19 protein-coding genes are annotated in these 22104 nt (G+C 47.8%); 15 read left to right on the top strand and 4 right to left on the bottom strand.

Annotation, left to right across the window (positions count from 1 at the left end):
- Positions 1 to 9 precede the first annotated feature (9 nt).
- From jag to rsmG, 4 genes are all read left to right on the top strand, one after another.
- Positions 10 to 834: an RNA-binding cell elongation regulator Jag/EloR gene (jag, locus tag DW769_RS10920; RefSeq protein WP_118750377.1), complete on the top strand. Its 825-nt coding sequence runs from the start codon at positions 10 to 12 to the stop codon at positions 832 to 834.
- A gap of 166 nt (positions 835 to 1000) precedes the next feature.
- Complete coding sequence (gene mnmE, locus DW769_RS10925; RefSeq protein WP_118750378.1) at positions 1001 to 2389, top strand: tRNA uridine-5-carboxymethylaminomethyl(34) synthesis GTPase MnmE; 1389 nt, start codon at positions 1001 to 1003, stop codon at positions 2387 to 2389.
- A 128-nt stretch (positions 2390 to 2517) separates the two neighbouring features.
- On the top strand, positions 2518 to 4389 hold the full coding sequence (mnmG, locus tag DW769_RS10930) for a tRNA uridine-5-carboxymethylaminomethyl(34) synthesis enzyme MnmG (protein WP_118750379.1): 1872 nt from the start codon (positions 2518 to 2520) through the stop codon (positions 4387 to 4389).
- Positions 4390 to 4513: 124 nt separating this feature from the next.
- Positions 4514 to 5239, top strand: a complete 726-nt coding sequence (rsmG, locus tag DW769_RS10935) for a 16S rRNA (guanine(527)-N(7))-methyltransferase RsmG (RefSeq protein WP_117510643.1) — start codon at positions 4514 to 4516, stop codon at positions 5237 to 5239.
- Between the two features lie 82 nt (positions 5240 to 5321).
- Here rsmG and DW769_RS10940 read toward each other — a convergent pair whose 3' ends face one another.
- Positions 5322 to 6668, bottom strand: coding sequence for an ArnT family glycosyltransferase (locus DW769_RS10940; RefSeq protein WP_158579818.1), 1347 nt, complete (start codon positions 6666 to 6668; stop codon positions 5322 to 5324).
- Positions 6669 to 6977: 309 nt separating this feature from the next.
- Here DW769_RS10940 and DW769_RS10945 point away from each other — a divergent pair, with 309 nt between their 5' ends.
- The 5 genes from DW769_RS10945 (at position 6978) to DW769_RS10965 (ending at position 13020) form a co-directional block, all read left to right on the top strand.
- Positions 6978 to 8087 (top strand): ABC transporter ATP-binding protein, encoded by a 1110-nt coding sequence (locus tag DW769_RS10945; protein ID WP_118750381.1) that lies wholly within the window; start codon positions 6978 to 6980, stop codon positions 8085 to 8087.
- Positions 8084 to 8947, top strand: a complete 864-nt coding sequence (locus DW769_RS10950; RefSeq protein WP_118750382.1) for an ABC transporter permease subunit — start codon at positions 8084 to 8086, stop codon at positions 8945 to 8947. The genes DW769_RS10945 and DW769_RS10950 overlap by 4 nt, the downstream gene beginning before the upstream one ends.
- 12 nt (positions 8948 to 8959) lie before the next feature.
- Positions 8960 to 10477 (top strand): GldG family protein, encoded by a 1518-nt coding sequence (locus DW769_RS10955; RefSeq protein ID WP_118750383.1) that lies wholly within the window; start codon positions 8960 to 8962, stop codon positions 10475 to 10477.
- Positions 10477 to 12063: a DUF4340 domain-containing protein gene (locus tag DW769_RS10960; protein WP_118750384.1), complete on the top strand. Its 1587-nt coding sequence runs from the start codon at positions 10477 to 10479 to the stop codon at positions 12061 to 12063. Before DW769_RS10955 ends, DW769_RS10960 begins: the two co-directional genes overlap by 1 nt.
- 147 nt (positions 12064 to 12210) lie before the next feature.
- Positions 12211 to 13020 carry a hypothetical protein gene (locus DW769_RS10965; protein ID WP_055266712.1) on the top strand — a complete coding sequence of 270 codons (810 nt, stop codon included), beginning with the start codon at positions 12211 to 12213 and terminating at the stop codon, positions 13018 to 13020.
- Positions 13021 to 13119: 99 nt separating this feature from the next.
- Here DW769_RS10965 and DW769_RS10970 read toward each other — a convergent pair whose 3' ends face one another.
- Positions 13120 to 14082 carry an alpha/beta fold hydrolase gene (locus DW769_RS10970; RefSeq protein ID WP_117814430.1) on the bottom strand — a complete coding sequence of 321 codons (963 nt, stop codon included), beginning with the start codon at positions 14080 to 14082 and terminating at the stop codon, positions 13120 to 13122.
- A 732-nt stretch (positions 14083 to 14814) separates the two neighbouring features.
- Here DW769_RS10970 and DW769_RS16440 point away from each other — a divergent pair.
- The 6 genes from DW769_RS16440 (at position 14815) to DW769_RS11000 (ending at position 20707) form a co-directional block, all read left to right on the top strand.
- On the top strand, positions 14815 to 14964 hold the full coding sequence (locus DW769_RS16440) for a hypothetical protein (RefSeq protein WP_158579819.1): 150 nt from the start codon (positions 14815 to 14817) through the stop codon (positions 14962 to 14964).
- A 1126-nt stretch (positions 14965 to 16090) separates the two neighbouring features.
- Complete coding sequence (locus DW769_RS10980) at positions 16091 to 16861, top strand: ParA family protein (RefSeq protein ID WP_022461756.1); 771 nt, start codon at positions 16091 to 16093, stop codon at positions 16859 to 16861.
- The gene (locus tag DW769_RS10985; protein ID WP_022461755.1) at positions 16861 to 17793 is read left to right on the top strand and encodes a ParB/RepB/Spo0J family partition protein; all 933 of its coding nucleotides are present in this window, start codon (positions 16861 to 16863) and stop codon (positions 17791 to 17793) included. The genes DW769_RS10980 and DW769_RS10985 overlap by 1 nt, the downstream gene beginning before the upstream one ends.
- An 11-nt stretch (positions 17794 to 17804) precedes the next feature.
- The gene (locus tag DW769_RS10990) at positions 17805 to 18320 is read left to right on the top strand and encodes a DUF4446 family protein (protein ID WP_022461754.1); all 516 of its coding nucleotides are present in this window, start codon (positions 17805 to 17807) and stop codon (positions 18318 to 18320) included.
- A gap of 179 nt (positions 18321 to 18499) precedes the next feature.
- Complete coding sequence (gene serS / locus DW769_RS10995; RefSeq protein ID WP_022461753.1) at positions 18500 to 19789, top strand: serine--tRNA ligase; 1290 nt, start codon at positions 18500 to 18502, stop codon at positions 19787 to 19789.
- A 39-nt stretch (positions 19790 to 19828) separates the two neighbouring features.
- On the top strand, positions 19829 to 20707 hold the full coding sequence (locus DW769_RS11000) for a DUF3881 family protein (RefSeq protein ID WP_055225936.1): 879 nt from the start codon (positions 19829 to 19831) through the stop codon (positions 20705 to 20707).
- 87 nt (positions 20708 to 20794) lie between these two features.
- Here DW769_RS11000 and udk read toward each other — a convergent pair whose 3' ends face one another.
- Together udk and deoC are read right to left on the bottom strand one after the other, a co-directional pair.
- Complete coding sequence (gene udk, locus DW769_RS11005; RefSeq protein WP_118750385.1) at positions 20795 to 21424, bottom strand: uridine kinase; 630 nt, start codon at positions 21422 to 21424, stop codon at positions 20795 to 20797.
- Between the two features lie 13 nt (positions 21425 to 21437).
- On the bottom strand, positions 21438 to 22079 hold the full coding sequence (deoC, locus tag DW769_RS11010; protein WP_022461750.1) for a deoxyribose-phosphate aldolase: 642 nt from the start codon (positions 22077 to 22079) through the stop codon (positions 21438 to 21440).
- Positions 22080 to 22104 lie beyond the last annotated feature (25 nt).

Raw genomic sequence — 22104 nt, forward strand, 5'->3', positions numbered from 1 at the left:
TAAATCTTTATGGAGTTTATCGAAGTATCCGCAAAAACCGTGGACGACGCTATTACAAAAGCCTGCATTGAGCTTCAGGCTGCCAGCGATAAACTGGAGATCCAGGTCATCAGCGAAGGCAGTTCCGGATTCTTTGGAATCGGAAGTAAACCGGCTGTGATCCGTGCCGCTGTAAAAGCCGCACCGGAAAAAGAACCGGAAGCACCCCAGAAACCAGAGAAAAAAGAGGCAGCTCCTGCACCGGTAAAGGAAGCGCCGAAAAAAGAAGCTGTAAAAAAAGAAACAGAAAGAAAAGCTGCTCCGCGTCAGGCAGAAAACGCAAGACATTCCGAGCCAAGAGAAGAGCGCGAGGTGGTTCAGAGAACAGACGAAGAAATCGCCCGGATCAAGGCAACGGCACTTGAGTTCTTAAGCGGTGTATTCAAAGCCATGGAGCTCCCGGTTGAGATCCAGATGGAGTACAATGCCGAGAACGATTCTCTTGAAGTTGATTTTGCCGGTGAGGATATGGGCATCCTGATCGGAAAACGCGGACAGACACTGGATTCCCTTCAGTATCTGACCAGCCTTGTGGTCAACAAAGAGCAGAAGGATTACGTTCGTGTCAAACTTGATACGGAGAACTACCGCAAACGCAGAAAAGAAACACTGGAAAATCTGGCAAGAAACATCGCTTACAAAGTGAAAAAGACCAGAAGACCGGTTTCTCTGGAGCCGATGAATCCTTACGAGAGAAGAATCATCCACTCTGCATTGCAGGGAAATAAATTCGTGGAGACCTACAGCGAGGGCAGCGAGCCATACCGCCACGTAGTTGTAGCGCCGAAACGATAAGAAAGCGTAAAAAATATGCAAAAAGACGGTACCTGTGTAAAATACGGGGTACCGTCTTTTCTGGTTTTCTGCTAAAATGGAACTATTCAGAGCCATGCGAAAGAAAAGATGTGGATCTGAATACTGGGATCCCCAAAAAGAGAGGTTTTAGAAAGGACTGGAAACAATGGCAGGATTTCATTTGGATGATACAATTGCCGCAGTGTCCACAGCGATGGCGCCGGCGGGAATTGGTATTGTAAGAATCAGCGGAAACGATGCATTCGAAGTGGCGGACCGCGTATTCCGTGCAAAAAAAGAAGGAAAAAAGCTTTCCGCGGTCAAATCGCACACCATTCATTATGGCTGGATTACCGAAGGGGAGGAAGTGATTGATGAGGTCCTTGTCATGGTAATGAAAGGACCGAAAACATATACAGGTGAAAATACCGTCGAGATCGACTGTCACGGCGGTGTGCTGGCGGTAAAAAAGGTGCTTGAGGCAGTCTTACATGCGGGCGCGCGGGCGGCAGATCCGGGCGAGTTTACGAAACGGGCGTTTCTGAACGGAAGAATGGATCTGACGCAGGCCGAAGCGGTCATGGATGTCATTTCGGCGAAAAGTGCCTATGCCTTAAAAAGCTCCGAGAGCCAGCTTCGCGGAACGGTGAAAAAGGCGATCCGGGCAATCCGCAAGAAGCTGATTTACGAGATCGCATTTATTGAGTCGGCGCTCGACGACCCGGAGCACATCAGCCTGGACGGGTATCCAAAGCGGCTGGCCCAGGTTGTTGCGGAGCAGAAAAAGCAGGTGGAAAAGCTGCTTGCATCTGCGGATGAGGGCAAGATGATCCAGGAGGGCATCAAGACGGTGATCCTTGGAAAACCGAATGCCGGAAAATCATCGCTTTTAAATCTGCTGGCAGGCGAGGAAAAAGCGATTGTGACGGATATCGCCGGAACGACACGCGACGTGCTCGAGGAAAATCTGGTCTTAAAGGGCATTTCCCTTCGGATTCTGGATACGGCGGGGATCCGAAAAACGGCGGATACGGTCGAGAAAATCGGTGTGGATCGTGCTTTGGAGCATGCAAAGGACGCAGATCTGATTCTCTATGTGGTGGATGCATCCGTGCCGCTCGATGAGAATGATGCAAAAATCATGGAAATCCTGAAAGGGCGCAAGGCGATTGTGCTGCTGAATAAGTCGGATCTGACTGCGGTGATCGAAAAAGAGGAGATGGAGCAAAAGACAGGCGCTCCGGTCATCAGCATTTCCGCGCGGGAAGAGACGGGTATGGAAGAGCTGGAGGAACAGATGAAAAAGATGTTTTTCCAGGGCGAAATTTCGTTCAACGATGAGGTTTACATCACGAATGCGCGCCATAAACAGGCGCTTCTGGAAGCAAAAAAGAGTCTGGAGCTGACGGCAGGCAGCATCGAAATGGGTATGCCGGAGGATTTCTTTTCCATTGATCTTATGAATGCGTATGAGGAGCTGGGTTCGATCATCGGTGAAGCGGTGGGAGAAGACCTTGTGAATGAGATTTTCAGCAAATTCTGTACAGGTAAATAAAGGCAGCAAATGCAGATTACGAAGATCTGCCGGAATAGAGTTACAAGGAACGACAGCCGGATTTTGACAGAGTAAAAAGCTTAAGACAGAATCTGAAGCTGTAGATAGAGAAAGAGGATAAAAGAAAAATGGCAGTTTTAGAAGAAACAATTGATATTGCCGTCATCGGCGCAGGCCATGCGGGATGCGAGGCAGCACTTGCGGCAGCGCGGATGGGGCTGGAAACGGTTGTATTTACGGTAAGTGTCGACAGCATCGCCATGATGCCGTGCAACCCGAACATCGGAGGCACGTCGAAGGGACACCTCGTAAAAGAGATCGATGCGCTCGGCGGCGAGATGGGTAAAAATATTGACAAAACGTTTATTCAGTCGAAAATGCTGAATCAATCGAAGGGACCGGCGGTGCATTCGCTGCGTGCGCAGGCGGATAAGCGGGCGTACAGCCAGTCGATGCGCGAGGTTCTTGAAAATACCGATCATCTGACGATCCGCCAGATGGAGATTGCGGAGCTGATCGTGGAAGACGGTGTTCTGACGGGTGTAAAGGCCGTTTCCGGCGCGGTTTACCACTGTAAGGCTGCCGTTCTCTGTACCGGCGTTTATCTGAATGCGCGGTGTATTTACGGTGATGTGAGCACATATACCGGCCCGAACGGACTGCAGGCGGCGACGCATCTGACGGATTCCCTGAAAGCGAACGGCGTGGAGATGGTGCGTTTTAAAACAGGAACACCGGCGCGTATTGACAAGCGGAGCATTGACTTTTCGAAAATGGAAGAGCAGTTTGGCGATGAGCGCGTTGTGCCGTTCTCATTCTCGACCGATCCGGAGAGCGTACAGATCGATCAGGAATCCTGCTGGCTGACGTATACGAATGAAGAAACGCACAAAATTATCCGCGAAAACCTCGACCGTTCGCCGCTGTATTCCGGCATGATCGAGGGAACAGGCCCGCGGTACTGTCCATCCATTGAAGATAAAGTTGTAAAATTTGCCGATAAAAACCGCCATCAGGTGTTCCTGGAGCCGGAGGGACGATACACGAACGAGATGTACGTCGGCGGCATGTCAAGCTCGCTGCCGGAGGATGTGCAGATTGCGATGTATCACACCGTGCCGGGTCTGGAGCATGCAAAAATCGTGCGGAATGCGTATGCGATCGAGTACGACTGCATCAACCCGAGACAGCTTCTGCCGTCCCTCGAGTTCAAGGCGATCAAGAATCTGTTTTCCGGCGGCCAGTTCAACGGCAGTTCCGGATACGAGGAGGCTGCGGCGCAGGGCCTGATCGCGGGCATCAATGCGGCGCTCCGCGTGCAGGGAAAAGAGGAGCTTGTGCTCGACCGTTCCGAGTCGTACATCGGTGTTCTGATCGATGACCTCGTAACGAAAGAGAACCACGAGCCGTACCGAATGATGACGAGCCGCGCGGAATATCGTCTGCTGCTCCGTCAGGACAACGCGGATCTGCGTCTGCGCAAATACGGCTACCGCGTGGGTCTGATCAGCGAGGAGCAGTATGAGGCACTGAAAGTAAAAGAACAGCAGATTCAGGAAGAGATTGAGCGCGTGGAGAATACGTATGTGGGAACGAGCTCGAACATCAATGAGCTTCTGGAAGAGTATGGATCAACGCTGCTTTCCGGCGGAAGTTCGCTCGCAGAGCTGATCCGCCGGCCGGAGCTGAATTATAAGATGCTGGCGGAAGTAGATCCGAAAAGACCCAAGCTGCCGGAGGATGTGCAGGAGCAGGTCAACATCAACATCAAGTACGACGGCTACATCAAGCGCCAGATGAAGCAGGTGGAGCAGTTCAAGAAGATGGAAGAGAAGAAGATCCCGGAGAATATCAATTACGACGAGATCCAGAGCCTGCGCATCGAGGCGAAACAGAAGCTGAACCTGTACCGTCCGATCAACATCGGCCAGGCGTCCCGTATTTCGGGCGTTTCCCCGGCGGATATTTCGGTTCTGCTGGTGTATCTGGGACATAAATAAAGGACAGATATGCATGGCTGAATTACATTCTTATGCAGCGAAACAGCAAGTGTTTTGATACTGCGTGGACAGGAACAAAAAGTGCAGCGGGCACTTGGAAGAATAGAGTAGAACGGAGAACAACATGAAAGAATACAATCTTGAAGGATTTGAGCGCGGCCTTTTTGAGCTTGGAATCACACTTTCCGAGGAGCAGAAAACGCAGTTTCTGCAGTATTATGAGCTGCTTGTAGAGTGGAATTCGTTTATGAATCTGACGGCGATTACGGAGTTCGATCAGGTGATTACGAAGCATTTTCTCGACAGTCTGTCGCTGGTGAAGGTCTGTGATGTGGAACAGGCGGGACGCATTCTCGACGTGGGAACGGGAGCCGGTTTTCCGGGAATCCCGCTGAAAATCGCATTTCCGGAGGTGGAAGTTGTACTGCTGGATTCACTGAATAAGAGAGTGAAATTCCTGAATGAGGTGATCGGACAGCTTGGCCTTTCGAAAATCACGGCGGTTCACGGAAGAGCCGAGGATTTCGCACGCCAGAAGGATTACCGGGAGCAGTTTGATCTCGTGGTGTCGCGGGCAGTGGCGAATTTAAGCTCCCTTTCGGAATATTGTCTGCCATATGTGAAGGTGGGAGGACGGTTTGTCTCGTATAAATCGGGCAAATTGAATGAGGAGCTTACCGCGGCCCAAAAAGCAATTCATGTGCTCGGCGGCGAGGCGAAAGAGCCGGTTTACTTCCAGCTTACGGGAACCGAGGATGAGAGATCGTTTGTCTGCATCGAGAAGGTGAAGGCAACGCCGAAAAAGTACCCGAGAAAAGCGGGAACACCGGCGAAGGAGCCGATTCAGTAAAAAATTCAAAAAAATAAAAGAAGCGCTGCAAAGAACAGAAGAAAAAAGTTCTTTGCAGCGCTTTTTGACGTTCTGAAAACGTTTAGGACGCCATACAGCAGCCCGGAATCAGAAATCTGATGTAGCTGATGAGGAACAGTACCAGCCAGATCGTTCCAGGCAGGAGTGTCAGATGGCAGGAGGCGCGCTTCCACTCGGCGGGAAGTTTCGCGGTGAGAGAAGAGTAGCCGTCGTCGATCCAGATCATCAGAGGGACGAGCGCCGGCATCAGGTAACGGCCCTGCGATTGGTAGTCGCTGAAATACGTGTTGTACATGTCCATGAACAGCGTGACCAGGCAGGCGAGGAACAGCATCACAAAGAGGAGAAGCTGCGGCTTTTTGTGGAACCAGTGCGGAACCATGCCGAGGAACAAAAACACTAGGAATCCGAATGCCATCAGGGCGCCGTACAGCAGATAAAGCACCATCGGGAGATGGACGGTCATGTAGGAGAACGAGCCGATGAAGCTGCTGACGGTCGAGAACAGCCAGTTGGAGGTGCGGCCCTCCGGGGTCTGTAAATACGTCTGCTGGAAGTTCCAGCCTTCGGATGCCGGGGTCTGACGATTCTCTGGTTTGTATTCATCGGCTGCGTACAGCGCTGCGGATTCATTCGAGGTGCGCATGCCGAGCAGATCGCCGTCGTGGATGACGGCATTGCGGATGAAGAACCAGCCGCCGATCAGGAAGGCGATAGCGAAAACAGCCAGCGCTTTGACAAAAATTTCTTTTGCCGGTTTCCGGAAATGAATCATCAGCGCGAAGAACAGCAGAATGCTGCACAGCAGGTACGCGTAGGCGTTATAGTACGACAGCGCGCAGAGTCCGCAGCCTGCTCCCAGGCCGATACAGTCTTTTTTGCAGAATGCGCTTTTCATGCCGCGAATCCAGAAATAGATGATCAGTGCGACCGTGAAAACGGCGAACGAGTCGTTGTTCACATAGCAGGAGAGGAACACAAACTGCGGCAGAAAACCGACGAAAATACCGCCGAGCAGTGCGGATTCGCGCCGTTCAAAGAGCTCTTCGCCGATCAGAAACACAACGATCAGTGTGCCGGTGCCGGAAAGGACGCTGGTGAGGCGAGCGGCAGTTAAAAGAGCCGCTGCACTTTTCGTAAACAGCGATGTAATGGCCATAAACACGGAGCTGATGATCGCGGTCAGATACGGATACAGCGCATAGGAGAATCCCCACAGCGGATGGCGCACCGATTCTTCCATGCCGTTCGGCAGTGTGTGGTGTGAGACGATGTATTCCGGAATCAGCATCCGCATCGCCTCATCGGGGGCGTGTTCGGTTTTCAGGAAAATCGAGGTGCCAAAAGAGATGCAGAAAAAGCTGAAAATCAGCATATACTTGGCCCAGTAGTAGTCTTTTTTATTCATAGAGTCTCCTAAAATCTCCAGTCCCGGACGGGAAAAGTCCGGCGTAATGTTTCGCGGCGGAACAAAAATGGAAAAGCGTCCGTCCGCGGATACGTTATAGTATACATGATTCTTATGGTAAAAGAAATTGATTTTTCGTCGAAAAACAAACAAACTGCTCCATGCCTTCACCGTTTTTTCACAAATTTTCCAGCAAATTATCACATTTTCAGAATAAGATAAAGTGTCTTTAGAAAATGAGAGCATCTCCGGCTCTTTCACCCCCAAGGGCGGGCTGGGACTGCTTTAAGAAACAAGGAGGAAGGAACATTGATAGAGGTTAAAAACCTGGTGAAACGCTATGGCGACCACGTAGCTGTCAACAACCTGAGTTTTACCGTAGAAGAAGGCCAGATCTATGGTTTCCTTGGCCCAAACGGCGCCGGAAAATCAACAACCATGAACATCATCACCGGCTATCTGGCATCTACGGAGGGCGAAGTGCTGATCAACGGGCACAACATCCTGGAGGAGCCGGAGGAGGCAAAAAAATGCATCGGCTATCTGCCGGAGCTGCCGCCGGTCTACACGGACATGACCGTTCTGGAATATCTGAAATTCGTGGCGGAATTAAAGAAAATTCCAAAGGATCAGAGAAAGAAACAGATTCTTGAGGTCATGAATCTGGTGAAGATCACCGATATGCAGAACCGTCTGATCAAGAATCTGTCGAAAGGATACCGACAGAGGGTCGGACTGGCACAGGCAGTGCTCGGTTATCCGCCGATCATCATCCTCGATGAGCCGACGGTAGGCCTGGATCCCAAGCAGATCATTGAGATCCGCGACCTGATCAAATCACTGGGTAAAAAACATACCGTTATCTTAAGTTCCCACATCCTCTCCGAGGTCAGCGCTGTCTGCGATTACGTTATGATTATTGCAAAGGGACAGCTTGTTGCGAGCGACACCCCGGAAAACTTAAGTAAACTGATGCTTGGATCAAACACGGTTACATGTACCGTTCACGGAACGAGAAAGCAGCTGGTTCCGGCGCTTAATGCGCTCGATGCAAAAGAGATTCAATATGAAAATACGCCGAATGAGGAGCAGATTAAGGTAAAAATTACCACGGAAAAGGATAAGGATATCCGCGAGGAGCTGTTCTATGCACTGGCAAAGGCCAACTGCCCGATCCTCGAGCTGACTTCCTCCTCGATGTCTCTGGAAGACGTCTTCCTGGAGCTGACAGATGATTCCGGAAAGGCTGCAAGAAAGCTGAAAAAAGCAGAGAAAGAACAGCTGAAGCAAAAAGAACGTGAAAAAGAATGTGAACCAGAAGCAGACAAAACGGCTGTCGGGGAAACGTCTGAAGAAAAAAGCACAGATGCAGCGGAATCAGCCGCTGAAACAAAACAGGAGGAGGGAGACGCACAATGACGGCGATTTATAAAAAAGAGTTAAAAAGCTATCTGACGAGCATGGTCGGATATCTGTTTATGGCGTTTACTCTGGCGCTGTTCGGCCTGTATTTTACGGCCATCAACCTGCAGCAGGGTTACCCGGAGATCGGATACGCGCTGCAGAATTCCGCATTTATTCTGCTGATCGCAGTACCGGTTCTGACAATGCGTGTCCTGTCGGAGGAGCAGAAAAATAAAACGGATCAGCTGCTCCTTACCGCACCGGTAAAAATTTCCGATATTATCCTTGGAAAATATCTGGCACTTCTCACCATTTATGTGATTCCAGTGCTGATTATGTGCCTGTATCCGCTGCTTCTTGGAACCCACGGAACAGTTTCCTACGCTGTATCCTACACTTCGATCCTTGGCTATTTCCTGCTGGGAGCAGCCTATATTTCGGTCGGTGTGTTCGTTTCCTCCATCACCGAGAGCCAGGTCATCGCAGCCGTTGTCGGCTTTGTGATCCTGTTCCTGTGCTACGTGGAGAGCGGTATCGCAAACTTCTTCCCGGAGGGAGCCGGAAGCTCCTTCTTTGCGTTCTTTATCATCATTGCACTGGTATGCCTCTGGATCGGCAGTATGATTAAAAACCCGATCATTACAGGTGTGATTGCCGTGATTGGCGAGGGTGCGCTGACAGCAGTTTATTTCACAAAATCCACCCTTCTTGAGGGAAAAATCCAGGATCTGCTCGGTGTATTCAACATGGCAGGCCATATGGATAACTTTGTGAACGGTATTCTGGACATCGGTGGTATTGTTTACTATCTGTCCGTCATTGCAATCTGCACTTTCCTTGCAATGCAGTCCCTGCAGAAGAAACGCTGGAATTAGGAGGTGGAGACGATGAGCAGCGAAAAGAAAGAAAAGAAACAGCATAAAGTGAATTTTAACATCAAAGAAAAGCTGAAAAAGACGTTCTCCAAAGAACATCTGAAGGAAGTGTTCACCGGCGAGGAGCAGAAAAAGCACCTGAAACAGGGCTCTTATTCTTCAATTATGACGGTGATAGTTCTGGCTGTGATTGTGGTTATTAACCTGATTGTGGCGCAGATTCCGACCAGCAAAACACAGATTGACCTGAGTACGCAGAAAATGTATTCCATTACAGATGAGACGAAAACGGCATTAAAGGATCTCGATCAAGACGTTACCCTGTATTATATTGTGCAGAAGGGCAGTGAGGATGACACCATCGAGAAGCTGCTGGAGCACTACGATGAGCTTTCTGACCATATCAAAGTAGAGACAAAAGACCCGGATCTGTATCCGAAATTTACGAGTCAGTATACCGATCAGACGGTAGCTGCAAACAGTGTAATTGTCGTATGCGGCGATAAGAGCAAGGTGGTCAGCAACAGTGATATGTGGGAGACTTCCACAAACTATCAGACCTATCAGACACAGACGACCGGCTTTGACGGCGAGGGTCAGATTACCAGCGCCATCACGTATGTGACGAGTGAAAACAACCCGAAGGTTTACTGGGTAACCGGCCACGGCGAGGCTTCCGAGAGTGATCTCTCTACGAACTTCAGCGATGCCGTTAACAAAAACAATGTGGAAATCAGTGATCTTGCCCTGATGACAGACGATATCCCGGAGGATGCCGAGGAGCTTGTGATCATGTCCCCGACCACCGATTTCTCCGAGGATGAGGCAAATAAAGTCATTACCTACCTGGAAAACGGCGGAAAACTTCTGATGTTCACCAGCTATACCGGAACGGATATGCCGAATCTAGATTCCATACTGGAGAACTACGGCGTGAAACGCTCCAGCGGAATTGTTGTGGAGACCGATTCCCAGCATTATTATCCGCAGATGCCGTATTATCTGCTGCCGAACATTCAGAGTGATGACATTACAACCGAAGTAAAGAGTAATTACATTCTGATGCCGGTTGCACAGGCAATTCAGAAGCTCGATTCTTATCGTGATACCATTACGATCAAGAGCCTTCTGACGACCACCGAGGACGCTTATATTGAAAATGACCCGGAGAACAGCACCTGGTCGAAGAGTGCGGACAGTGAGACGGGCGCATTTGACCTTGGTGTTTCCATCACAGAGACTGTAGATGATAAAGAGACACAGATCATTTATTTCTCGAGTGCATCGATGCTGAGCAGCCAGATTGACCAGGCAATCAGCGGTGCGAACTCGAAGCTGGCAGCGACTGCACTGACCTCCATGTGTGATGTGGAGCAGACCGTTGTTATTCCAAGCAAGAGCACAAGCTATACAAACCTGGTATTTACACAGGGAGCAGTTAACACCTGGTCTATTATTACCATTGCGGGAATTCCGCTGGTACTTGTTGTGATTGGCGTGATGATCTGGATGAAGAGGAGAAAACAGTGATGAAGAAAAAAGGAAAGATGGCGGCCTGCCTGATCCTTTTGGTACTGCTTCTTGCCGTACTGGTGGTGCTGACGAAGAAAAACAGCACCGCCGATGCGGACAGCGGCAGTTCGGATTCTGGTGCAGACGCCGAAAAAGTGGTTGATTTTTCAAAAGATGATGTAACAGCGCTTTCGTTCCAGATCAACGGAGAGACGGTGTCCTTTACGAAAACAGCAGGAGACGATGATACCGATATCTGGACATACGATCAGGAGGATGGATTCCCACTGGATGAGGGCAAGATAACGAGCGTTTTAAGCTCTCTTAGCAGCATGACAGCAGAAAGAGTCATTGAAGGCGATGAAATCGATTCTATGGCCGATTTTGGACTCGAGACGCCGTCTCAGGAGGTTGTAGTGACTGCGGGAGACGAGAAAACGACGATTCATGTCGGAGATAAGAACAGCTCGAGCAGATACTATATTTATCTGAACGATGATACGAGTAAGGTTTATCTGGTAAGCACATCGCTTGGAACGATGTTCCCGTCCGATATGATGGAGTGGGCGACAACGGAATCCATGCCATCTGTGACGGCGGAAAACATTACGAAGCTGCAGGTGGAGGGTGAGAACGGATATACGCTGACAAAAGAAGTAAGCGCTGCTGATTCGGCACTCCAGACGGATGAATGGCAGGTTGTGGACGCAGATGGAGCGGCACATGGCGGTGATGCGGATTCGATCGGCACCATGACAAGTGCGGTGGCATCTCTTAGCTTTGGAGATCTTGTTACGTACAACGCATCGGATCTTTCCCAGTACGGACTGGATCAGCCAAAGACGACGATTCGCGTGCATTACACGGAAGAGCAGGAGGTTGAGGCTGACGATACAACAACGGCAGATACTTCTTCGGATTCCACAACAGATTCTGCATCAAGCGACAGCACTGCAACGAGCTCTTCTTCCGAAACGACAACCGTTACGGTGGAGAAAGATCTGGTATTGTATGTCGGCAATGCAAATGAGGACGGCGGTTCTTATTACGTGAAGCTGGACGGCTCGAATGAAGTTCATCTGATGACGGCTTCGAACGTTGAAACCTTCACCGGAAAGAAGGCATCTGATTTCTGGAACATGTATATCGGCATGGAAAATGTATCGGATCTGACGAGTCTTGATATTACGTATAACGGCGAGACGAAGACGTATGTACGCCATGTGGAAGAGAAAAAGGATGACGACAGCGATTCCACAACACAGGAAATCAGTTACACCTGCGGCGATGAAACGATTGATAAATCAACGTTTACCACATTCTATTCTTCACTCATTGGCCTGAAGGCGCAGACGAAGGATGAGAGCCTCGTACAGGCCAAGGATGCCGAGTTTACCGCAGTCTTCCATATGACAGACGGCGACCTGACATTTGCTTACAGCCCGTATGATTCGAGCTTCTATTACACGGTAGATGAGGACGGAGTGCCGTCTCTTGTGAATAAAAATAACGTGAAGACCATGCTGGAAAATTACGGGAAACTGCTTGCGGCAAAGACGGAAGATGACAGTTCTTCAGACAGCACGTCAGAATCAGCGGAATAAAGAGTCATTAAAATCTGGTTAAAATTGAAAACGGAGGATTTACTGAGAGTGAAAAAATCAGTAAGTCTTCCGCTTTTTTATGGGAAAATGAAAGCGGAAGAAGTATAATGGGAGTATAACAAAGACGGTGGATGGGGGGGTGAAAGGATGAAAAAGGTTTGTTTGACAGTATTGTGTATTCTGCTGGTGGGCTGCGGTAATGCAGAAACGGCGGAAACAGAGGAGAAAATGCGGTTTGAAAATCTGGATCCGGCAAAGGTAAATATGCAGTACGGAGGGTTGAAGGAGTGGGATCGGTTTTATAATAGCTTTTATGAGCAGAAAGAGGGAAGCGATCTCATTGTTCTAGGAACGGTAGAGGATTATAGCTGTTTTGCCGGGGGAATTGAGATTGCAACCGATATTTCACTGCGGGTGGATGACGTTTTGAAAGGTGATATGGAAGCCGGAGAACATATTACGGTTCGAAAGCCGGGCGGAGCAGTTACGGTGGAAGAGTATCTGCAGTCCATGGAGGATGCGGGAATTACGTACTGGAACGCAGAGGAGCTGAAAGCGGAGTATTCGGAGGAGGAACGGCGGGAGAACTATATACAGATCAGCTTCTGCGACCTTGATCCGGTGATCGGGCAGAAATCCTTGTATTTTCTGGAGAAAGATGCGGAAAAGGAGCTTTATTACCGGCTTTGCGACGGGTTTGGACAGTATGTAGAGACTGCGTCGGGTGAATATGTAAACGCGTATGAGATTGCAGATGAGAAAAGAAATGCGGATGAGCCAATGATGCTTGCACTGGGAGAAACGGTGGAATTTGACCCGGATGCAGCGCCGGAGGAGAGAATTAATATTTATACGATGGATGAAATAAAAGAGGGAATGGAAACGTATACAGCGCCGCCAACGGATTATCCGGGCGCAGAGGAAGATGCGTTGGAAATGGACTGTGAGCCGGGTTAAAAATAGAAAAACGGAGGATTTACTGACATGGAAATATCAGTAAATTCTCCGTTTTTTTGTCTCATTTTTTTCGCTCGAGGCCGGGAGCAGAAGGGGGTATTACTGTACCGGTGCGAAGAAGATCTGGATCTGGTCTAAGAGGGCCTGCGGGGCCTCCATCTGCGGCATGTGCTTTGTTTTCGGCAGGATCTGGGTTTCGATGGAGGTGTTGAGCGCTGTGTACAGCGCAAAGGTTTCTGCGATGCCCGGCTCTTCCTCGCCGCCGATGAGGAAGATGCTGTTGTCAATGTGCTTTAAGGCGTGGCCGATGTTGAGGTTCACGTAATTGCCCGCAAGGCTTGCAAAAAGGTACTTTCCGGCACTGCTCTGGAGGTGGGCTGACTCATAGAATGCGTCTACGTCCTCCGGCGAGCGGTGGAACGGGTTGTGGTAGTAGCTCTCGGTGAATAAAAGCTCGATGTTGGATCGGCCGGTGAGCGTGTGGTACAGCAGCGTTCCGACGAGCGGGAGCTCGATCATGCGTTTCAGGAAGCGGCTGCGTTTATCCGGGATTTTGTTGAGCTTGGCAAGGTCGGTCGGGTTGATCATCATGATTCGGCCAAAGCATTTCGGGGCTGTATTGCAGGCGGTTACGACGAAAGAACCGGATAAACCGGATGCAATTACGTCGGTTGGACATCCGATGACCTGCTTGATGAAGGTGACGATGAGCTGTACGTATAAAAAGTTCGTGTACGTGATCGCCGGCTTGTCGGAACGGCCGCAGCCGAGAAGATCGAGTGTGTAGACGGTGTGATCCTTTGCGAGAGTATCCTCAATATACTGCCATTCGCGGCCGCTGGAGGCACAATGTAAGTCATGAAGTAAGAGCATCGGGGTTCCGGTGCCTTTTTTTGTGTAAAAAATATCGCCGAACTGCCAGGAAAAGATCTCTTTTTCAGCCGAGGCGAGCAGGTTTTTCCGTACGGCGGCGGTATCGAGCGTTTTATTCAGAAAGTAAATCGCTGCGCCGGACATCGTAGTGAGGACACTCAAGGTGACCAGTTTTTTGCTGTGTTTCATATGATAAAACTCCTTTCAGGGGTCTCCCGGAGGGGAGGAATCGGTTCGAAACGTTGTGTTGAGCTTATTATAAGCGAAAAAAGGGAAAGATACAATGCAAAAATTAAGGGAAAAATGAGAAAAAGAGACGAAAATAAGACGCAATTTGACGAAAAGCGTAGACAATTCCAGGAGAACTACGTTATGTCAACTACTGGCGAATGGCATATTTAAATAGTTTACATAACTGCAAAAAACAGAGAAAAAATGATGCAATAATACACATAAAAGCATGAAAACGGCACTATGGGATAAAATCCTTCCAGATTGGTAAAAATCCATGAAAAAATGGTCCCAAAATGCGTTTAGTAAATGGTTTGGAAAATCCGAAAAAACGAATATAAAAGTTCAATTCATACGAAAATATAAAAATATAATTAAATAATTTAATAAAAGAGAGAAAACAGAGACGAAAAACTACGTAAAACACGCGAAAATACAGGAAAAATGTAGAAAAGACGGAGAAAATCAAAAATAGAATAGAAAATACGATTATTTTAAAAATAAGAGAGGTGAAAAATGAGAGTGATTTTCGGAAAGCCGGGAAGCAAATCGCTTCTCACTGATCGCCGAAGACCGAAAATCGTAAAAAACGATGTTTCACGTGAAACATTTTGAGAGACGTGAAACGTGAAAAATGAGACGGGGAAAGTGACATAAGTAGAAACGAAAAAATGAAGGACGATCTAAAAAATGGCAAAAAGAGGGTATAAAACGATGGAAGAGGCGGAAAAAGCAAAAAAAGATAAAAATGAGTTGAGAAAAGGCAAAAAACGACTGAAAAGGGGAAAATGTAGTATAGACATGGGCGAAAAGAATAAAAACGGGAGGGAGAGGCAGTGAAAGGCAAGAAAATGGTGTGAAATGGCGATGAGGGATAAAAAACGGAGAGAAGGAATAAAAAATGTTGATAAAAGAGAAAAAGTGAGATTGTTTACAAAAAAAGAGAAAGGTAAGCCAGAAAGATGGAAAAGAGGATAAAAGACGTGGCAGCGAGAGAAAAATATTAAAACCATAAAAACAGAAAAATTATAGTGAAATCAAATAAATCGATAAAAAACAGAAAATGTGCAGCTTGGCCTGTAAAATAAAAAAAATCAAAGAAAAACCGCCCGAAAAGAGAAAAACTGGAGAAAAAATGAAAAAGAGAATGTCTCACGGATTATGCCTCTTACTGATGAAAATAAAGAGAAAAATGCTGAAAATTTGAAAAAAGTGAGGAAGAACGATGAAAAAACAGAGCCCTGGTGAATAAAAATACATTTTATATACAAAAGAGACATTTACGATCACCGAACAACCATAAACAGTTTTGATTCCTGATCTATGTATCAATAATATCCTGATAAGTTGATTTTTTCTTTCTAATCACATGAGATTTCCTTGAAAAAGAGCATCACACGATTAAAATAACGTTTCCAGTATATTTATACCTCAAAAACGTCAAAAATTAAAATGTTTCACGTGAAACATTTTATAAAAACTGTGTGAAACAGAAAAAAATGTTCTGACATTGCAGAATTACTTGGAAACCATCAAAAAAATGCAAAATCATCGCTGAAAAAATTCCAAAAAGCCTTTAAACAGCGTAAAAACCGAGAAAAATTATTGTAAAACAGTGCTTTTCAAAATGTTTCACGTGAAACATCGCCAAAAATCTCCAATTTTCTTATGCTTCAAACCGCCTAATCATGCAAAAATGCAGAAAATGTTTCACGTGAAACATTTCCAGTAGTAAAATCCGGCGTAGTATGATAAAATATCTTTGTCCCAAATTGGGGCAATTTTGAGATAGAATCTGAAGAATTCCTCAGATAGACTGGCATAGAAAAGGAGATTTTTCCTATCTATATGCCAAAACACCTGCCGCATGAATCATTTTTTTGAAAGAAGTGCCGGCAGGTCATTTCCTGTAAAAAGGAAAAACTGCAAATGGAAAACAAAAAGATGAAAGGAGGCAATACATATTTTGGGAAGAACAATTGCAATTGCAAACCAGAAAGGCGGCGTAGGTAAATCTACCACCGCAATTAACCTTTCTTCCTGTTTAGGAGAAATGGGACAAAAAGTTCTGACCATTGATATGGACCCGCAGGGAAATACCACCAGCGGAATGGGAGTAGAGAAAAATGAAGTGGAAAATACCATCTATGAGCTGCTTCTTGGAGAGTCAAAACTGGAGGACTGCATCATTCCTCTGAATTTTGACAATCTTTCCCTTATCCCTTCCAATGTCAATCTGGCCGGAGCGGAGATCGAGCTGATCGGGGTGGAAGACAAAGAATTCATCCTGAAAAACGCAATTGATCAGGTCCGCGATCAGTACGACTTCATTATTATTGACTGTCCGCCATCCTTAAATATGCTGACAATCAACGCGATGACCACCGCGGACACCGTTCTGGTGCCGATTCAGTGTGAGTATTACGCACTGGAGGGCTTATCCCAGCTTATGCACACGATTGAGCTGGTGCAGGAGCGTCTGAATCCGGAACTGGAGATGGAAGGCGTTGTCTTTACCATGTACGATGCGAGAACGAATCTTTCTCTGCAGGTAGTAGAAAACGTAAAAGACAGCCTGGATCAGAATATCTACAAAACCATTATTCCGAGAAATGTCCGCCTTGCGGAGGCACCGAGCTACGGTATGCCGATCAACTATTACGACAAGCGGTCCACCGGTGCAGAGAGCTACCGTCTCCTGGCAGACGAAGTGATTCACAGGGGGGATGAAGAGTAATGGCAGCGAGAAGAGGAGGCTTAGGCAAGGGCCTGGATTCCCTGATTTCACCGGGACATTCGGCCAAAGCAGAAGCAAAAGAGAAACCGGCAAAACCGGAGGTCAAAGTAGTCGAGAAGGTTGTTGAAAAAGTTGTCGAAAAACCAGTCGAGATGAAACTGAAAATCTCCGAAATTGAACCGAACCGCGAACAGCCGCGAAAATCCTTTGACGAGGACGGCCTGATCGAACTTTCGGAATCCATCAAACAGTTCGGAGTTCTGCAGCCGATTTTGGTGCAGAAAAAAGATGATTATTATGAGATCATCGCAGGGGAACGGAGATGGAGGGCTGCAAAGCTTGCCGGAATCAAAGAAGTACCGGTCATCATCAAAGATTTTACCGAGCAGGAAGTTGTCGAGATTTCCCTGATTGAAAATATTCAGAGAGAATCCCTGAACCCGATTGAGGAGGCACACGCATACAAACGCCTGATGGAAGAGTTCCATCTCCGCCAGGATGAAATCGCAGAGCGCGTTTCCAAGAGCAGAACGGCGGTTACAAACTCGATGCGTCTCCTGAAACTGGACGACAGGGTACAGCAGATGGTTGTCGATGAAATGCTGACAACCGGTCATGTGCGTACGCTGCTGGCGCTGGAGAATAAAGAGCTCCAGTACAATACGGCAATGAAAATCTTCGATGAAAAGCTCAGTGTCCGTGAGACCGAGCGCCTGGTCAAAGAGATCCTGAATCCGAAGGTGAAGAAAGAAAAGAAAGTCAATCTGGAAGAGGAAGCCATCTACGAAGGTCTGGAAGAGAAAATTAAGAGCATCATTGGTACGAAGGTTTCCATTCACCGCGGGGCAAAGCACAAAGGAAAGATCGAGATCGAGTATTATTCCCAGGAAGAGCTCGAGAGAATCATGGATCTGTTTGAATCAATACAGTAAGAGGTAGAATAATGAGCGATTTATTTAGTAAGGTAGGAATTGACCTTGGCGTTGTTGTACTTCTTCTGATTGTACTGATTATCGTGATGATGATTATGACGGTCAGCATGTCGCTGCGTCTGAGCAGACTGAACCAGAAGTACAGAAGCTTTATGAAGGGAAAAGACGCCCAGTCACTCGAAAAGCTGTTTCATCAGCGGTTCAAGGAAATTGACAAACTGAACAAGCAGAATGAGCTGACGAAAAAAAATCTTGCGGATCTGAAAAAGATCCAGGGCATGACGCTGAACAAATACGGAATCGTAAAATATGATGCGTTTGACGATGTGGGCGGAAAGATGAGTTTTGCGCTGGCAATGCTCGACAAAGAAAACACAGGTTTTATCCTGAATGCAATCCACAGCCGTGACAACTGTTTTTTATATCTGAAAGAGATCGTAAAAGGCGAGTCCTATATCATGCTGAGCGCCGAGGAAATCGACGCGCTGCGCCAGGCAATTACGATGAATTCGATCGATCTGATGTAAAAGCGGACCGCAGAAAAACAGCATGAAAGAACGCTTGAAAAAATGCATATACTGTTATATGATGGTACTGGAACGCGCCAAACCCGCATAAATGCTGGAAAAACGGCAGTGGTTCCGGGCTGGAAAGAACAAAAAGAATCCCGCCAAAATGAGGGGATAAGATCTACTAGGAGGAAATTATGTTAGACATTAAGTTTTTAAGAGAAAACCCGGAAGTTGTAAAACAGAATATCCGAAATAAATTCCAGGATCAGAAACTGGAGCTGGTTGATAAAGTCATCGAGCTGGACAAAGAAAACCGTGACATCAAACAGGAAGTAGAGGCACTTCGTGCAAAAAGAAACAAAATCTCCAAACAGATCGGCGCACTGATGGGCCAGGGCAAGAGAGAAGAGGCTGAGGAAGTAAAGAAACAGGTAGCTGTTGACGGTTCCCGCATCGAGGCTCTTTCTGCAAGAGAAAAAGAAGTAGAAGAAGAAATCAAGAAGATCATGATGGTGATCCCGAACATCATCGATCCTTCCGTACCGATCGGAAAAGATGACAGCGAGAACGTAGAAGCAGAGCGCTTCGGCGAGCCGGTTGTACCGGATTTTGAAATCCCGTATCACACCGACATTATGGAGTCCTTCGACGGAATCGATCTGGACGCAGCAAGAGAAGTTGCAGGAAACGGATTCTATTATCTGATGGGCGACATTGCACGCCTCCACTCTGCCATCCTTTCTTATGCAAGAGATTTCATGATCGACCGAGGATTTACCTACTGCGTACCGCCTTTCATGATCCACGGCAACGTCGTAAACGGTGTTATGAGCTTCGCTGAGATGGAGTCCATGATGTACAAAATCGAGGGCGAGGATCTGTACCTGATCGGAACCAGCGAGCACTCCATGATCGGTAAATTCATCGACAGCATCATCCCGGAGGAGAAACTGCCTCTGACCCTGACCAGCTACTCTCCGTGCTTCCGTAAAGAAAAAGGAGCACACGGCATCGAGGAGCGTGGTGTTTATCGTATCCATCAGTTCGAGAAACAGGAGATGGTTGTTGTCTGCAAACCGGAAGACAGCATGATGTGGTATGACAAACTGTGGAAGAACACCGTAGACCTGTTCCGTTCCATGGATATCCCGGTTCGTACTCTGGAGTGCTGCTCCGGTGACCTGGCTGACCTGAAAGTAAAATCTGTCGATGTTGAGGCATGGTCTCCGCGTCAGAAGAAATACTTCGAGGTAGGAAGCTGCTCCAACCTTGGCGATGCACAGGCAAGACGTCTGAAAATCCGTGTCAACGGCGAGGACGGAAAGAAATACCTGGCACATACCCTGAACAACACCGTAGTTGCTCCGCCGCGTATGCTGATCGCATTCCTGGAGAACAACCTGAATGCAGACGGAACCGTAAGCATTCCGGAAGTTCTTCGTATGTACATGGGCGGAAAAGAGAAACTGGTTCCGAAACACTAATCGCATAAGAAATACAAAGGAATGAGAGGAGGTGTTCTTATGCACGCTTACCTGAAAACCATTGGATTTTCAAAGATCAAGACGACGAAGGAACTCCAGGAGATTCTTCGTGATGTAGTAGAAAACTACGACCGTAAAAAGATTGTGGAAACAGAAGAACACCACCTTTTTGCTGAATTTTCGAAAGAATATGCATATGACTGTGGTATCACGGTCTGTGGGGAAATTGATGAGAACAACCGTTTCCAGATGGAATATTATTATCCCTATTTCGAGGGCGGGCAGATCAGCTCCTACGAGGAGGTATCGGTGGAGCGCCACGTCGATAAGGAATCGTTTGCAGGCGCCTGCGACGATATGCGGCTTGGCATCACGATGATCTTTTATCTGACGCATGCAGCGGAATATCTTGAGATGAAACAGAAAAATGCGCTGCAGCCGCTTCCGCTCCCGCTTTCTGTCTCCGGTCTTGCAGCGGAAGGAACAATTCTGCTTCCGATCCAGAAAGACCCGGAACAGGTCGAGAAGGAGCGCCGCAGCACGCAGCAGAAGAATTCACTGATCTCGGCTGCCAGAAACGGGGATGAGGATGCGATGGAAAGTCTCACCATGGATGATATTGACACATATGCCATGATTTCCCAGCGTCTGACGAAGGAAGATGTCTTTTCTATTGTAGATAGCTTTTTCATGCCGAGCGGTCTCGAATGTGACCAGTACAGCGTGATGGGTGAAATTACGGAGATGAATACAACGAAGAACGCGGTAACGGGCGAGCAGGTGTATGAGCTCGGCCTCGTCTGCAACGATGTGCCGATAGACATCTGTATCAACGAAAAGGATTTATTTGGAGTACCGGAAGTGGGAAGACGTTTCAAAGGCCAGATCTGGCTGCAGGGAATGCTGGAACATCTGTAAGGGAAAAATAAAAAGAGCGAGGACGGAAAAAGAGAAAATTCAGTCCTCGTTCTTTTTTTGCAGATTTTTATAGCGATAAACGGATGTTTACTGGTTCTGCACCAGATTCAGATGCTTACGCACCCGCTCGATCAGCATTTCAAGCGCAACGGTGTTCTGTCCGCCCTCCGGGATGATCACGTCGGCACGGCGCTTGCTCGGCTCTACGAACTGCTCGTGCATCGGTTTTACGGTCGTCAGGTACTGCGTTACAACGCTGTCCAGGGAACGGCCGCGCTCTTTTACATCGCGCAGGATCCGGCGGAGAATCCGCACGTCCGCATCGGTATCGACAAAGACTTTGATGTCCATCAGATCGCAGAGATCCTTCTCAACGAAGAGGAGAATGCCCTCGAGCACGATAACCGGGGCAGGATGGACCAGAATCGTTTTATCCGAGCGGTTATGCATGGCATAATCGTAAACCGGCATCTCGATGGATTTTCCGGCTTTCAGCTCGAGAATGTGCTGGCATAACAGGTCGGTATCAAAGGCATCGGGATGATCGTAATTTAATTTGGCACGCTCCTCAAAAGGAATATCGTCATGGCGTTTGTAATAGTTGTCATGGCGCAGAATGCTCACTTCATCGCGTCCAAAACTTTCTACCAGCTTATCTGCCAGTGTCGTTTTTCCACTGCCGATTCCTCCGGCAATTCCTATCAGTATCGTATCCATAAGAAACTCCTTTTTATCCGATGATAGCCAGTGTTGCGCTTGTTCCGAGACGGCTTGCGCCGGCATCTACCATAGCCTGTGCCTCGTCTGCGTTGTGGATTCCGCCGGAAGCTTTTACGCCCATATCCGGGCCTACGGTCTTTCTCATCAGGGCAACATCAGCCGCTTTTGCACCGCCGGTAGAAAATCCGGTGGAGGTTTTTACGAAGTCAGCGCCGGCTTCTTTTGCGAGCTCGCACGCTTTTACTTTCTCTTCATCGGTTAAAAGGCAGGTCTCGATGATGACTTTCAGAACGATGTCCTTGCCGCATACTTCTTTTAAGGTCTGGATATCGGAGCGTACGAAGTCGTATTTGCCGTCTTTGAGGGCTCCGACGTTGATGACCATATCAACCTCCTGTGCACCGTCTTCGATGGCTGCACGGGTCTCAAACGCTTTTACACGGGTATCGGACATGCCCAGAGGGAAGCCGACAACGGTGCAGACTTTGACGTCAGATCCTTTGAGCTTTTCAGCAACGAATTTGGTGTAGTACTGGTTGACGCAGACAGAAGCAAAATCATGTGCAAGTGCCTCGTCGCAGATCTTTGCAACCTGTGCTTCGGTTGCGTCTGCTTTTAAAATAGTGTGGTCAAATAATTTGGTGTTCAGCATAATTTTTTCCTTTCTTTGATGAAAA

Source organism: Blautia sp. AM29-29 (assembly GCF_003480555.1).
In the GTDB taxonomy this organism is placed as follows: domain Bacteria; phylum Bacillota; class Clostridia; order Lachnospirales; family Lachnospiraceae; genus Fusicatenibacter; species Fusicatenibacter saccharivorans.

Excerpts from the sequence above, each read along its gene's own strand:
- jag (WP_118750377.1), top strand. The coding sequence starts at position 10 with ATGGAGTTTATCGAAGTATCCGCAAAAACCGTGGACGACGCTATTACA.
- mnmE (WP_118750378.1), top strand. The coding sequence starts at position 1,001 with ATGGCAGGATTTCATTTGGATGATACAATTGCCGCAGTGTCCACAGCG.
- mnmG (WP_118750379.1), top strand. The coding sequence starts at position 2,518 with ATGGCAGTTTTAGAAGAAACAATTGATATTGCCGTCATCGGCGCAGGC.
- rsmG (WP_117510643.1), top strand. The coding sequence starts at position 4,514 with ATGAAAGAATACAATCTTGAAGGATTTGAGCGCGGCCTTTTTGAGCTT.
- DW769_RS10940 (WP_158579818.1), bottom strand. The coding sequence starts at position 6,668 with ATGAATAAAAAAGACTACTACTGGGCCAAGTATATGCTGATTTTCAGC.
- DW769_RS10950 (WP_118750382.1), top strand. The coding sequence starts at position 8,084 with ATGACGGCGATTTATAAAAAAGAGTTAAAAAGCTATCTGACGAGCATG.
- DW769_RS10955 (WP_118750383.1), top strand. The coding sequence starts at position 8,960 with ATGAGCAGCGAAAAGAAAGAAAAGAAACAGCATAAAGTGAATTTTAAC.
- DW769_RS10960 (WP_118750384.1), top strand. The coding sequence starts at position 10,477 with ATGAAGAAAAAAGGAAAGATGGCGGCCTGCCTGATCCTTTTGGTACTG.
- DW769_RS10965 (WP_055266712.1), top strand. The coding sequence starts at position 12,211 with ATGAAAAAGGTTTGTTTGACAGTATTGTGTATTCTGCTGGTGGGCTGC.
- DW769_RS10970 (WP_117814430.1), bottom strand. The coding sequence starts at position 14,082 with ATGAAACACAGCAAAAAACTGGTCACCTTGAGTGTCCTCACTACGATG.
- DW769_RS16440 (WP_158579819.1), top strand. The coding sequence starts at position 14,815 with ATGGCAAAAAGAGGGTATAAAACGATGGAAGAGGCGGAAAAAGCAAAA.
- DW769_RS10985 (WP_022461755.1), top strand. The coding sequence starts at position 16,861 with ATGGCAGCGAGAAGAGGAGGCTTAGGCAAGGGCCTGGATTCCCTGATT.
- DW769_RS10990 (WP_022461754.1), top strand. The coding sequence starts at position 17,805 with ATGAGCGATTTATTTAGTAAGGTAGGAATTGACCTTGGCGTTGTTGTA.
- serS (WP_022461753.1), top strand. The coding sequence starts at position 18,500 with ATGTTAGACATTAAGTTTTTAAGAGAAAACCCGGAAGTTGTAAAACAG.
- DW769_RS11000 (WP_055225936.1), top strand. The coding sequence starts at position 19,829 with ATGCACGCTTACCTGAAAACCATTGGATTTTCAAAGATCAAGACGACG.
- udk (WP_118750385.1), bottom strand. The coding sequence starts at position 21,424 with ATGGATACGATACTGATAGGAATTGCCGGAGGAATCGGCAGTGGAAAA.
- deoC (WP_022461750.1), bottom strand. The coding sequence starts at position 22,079 with ATGCTGAACACCAAATTATTTGACCACACTATTTTAAAAGCAGACGCA.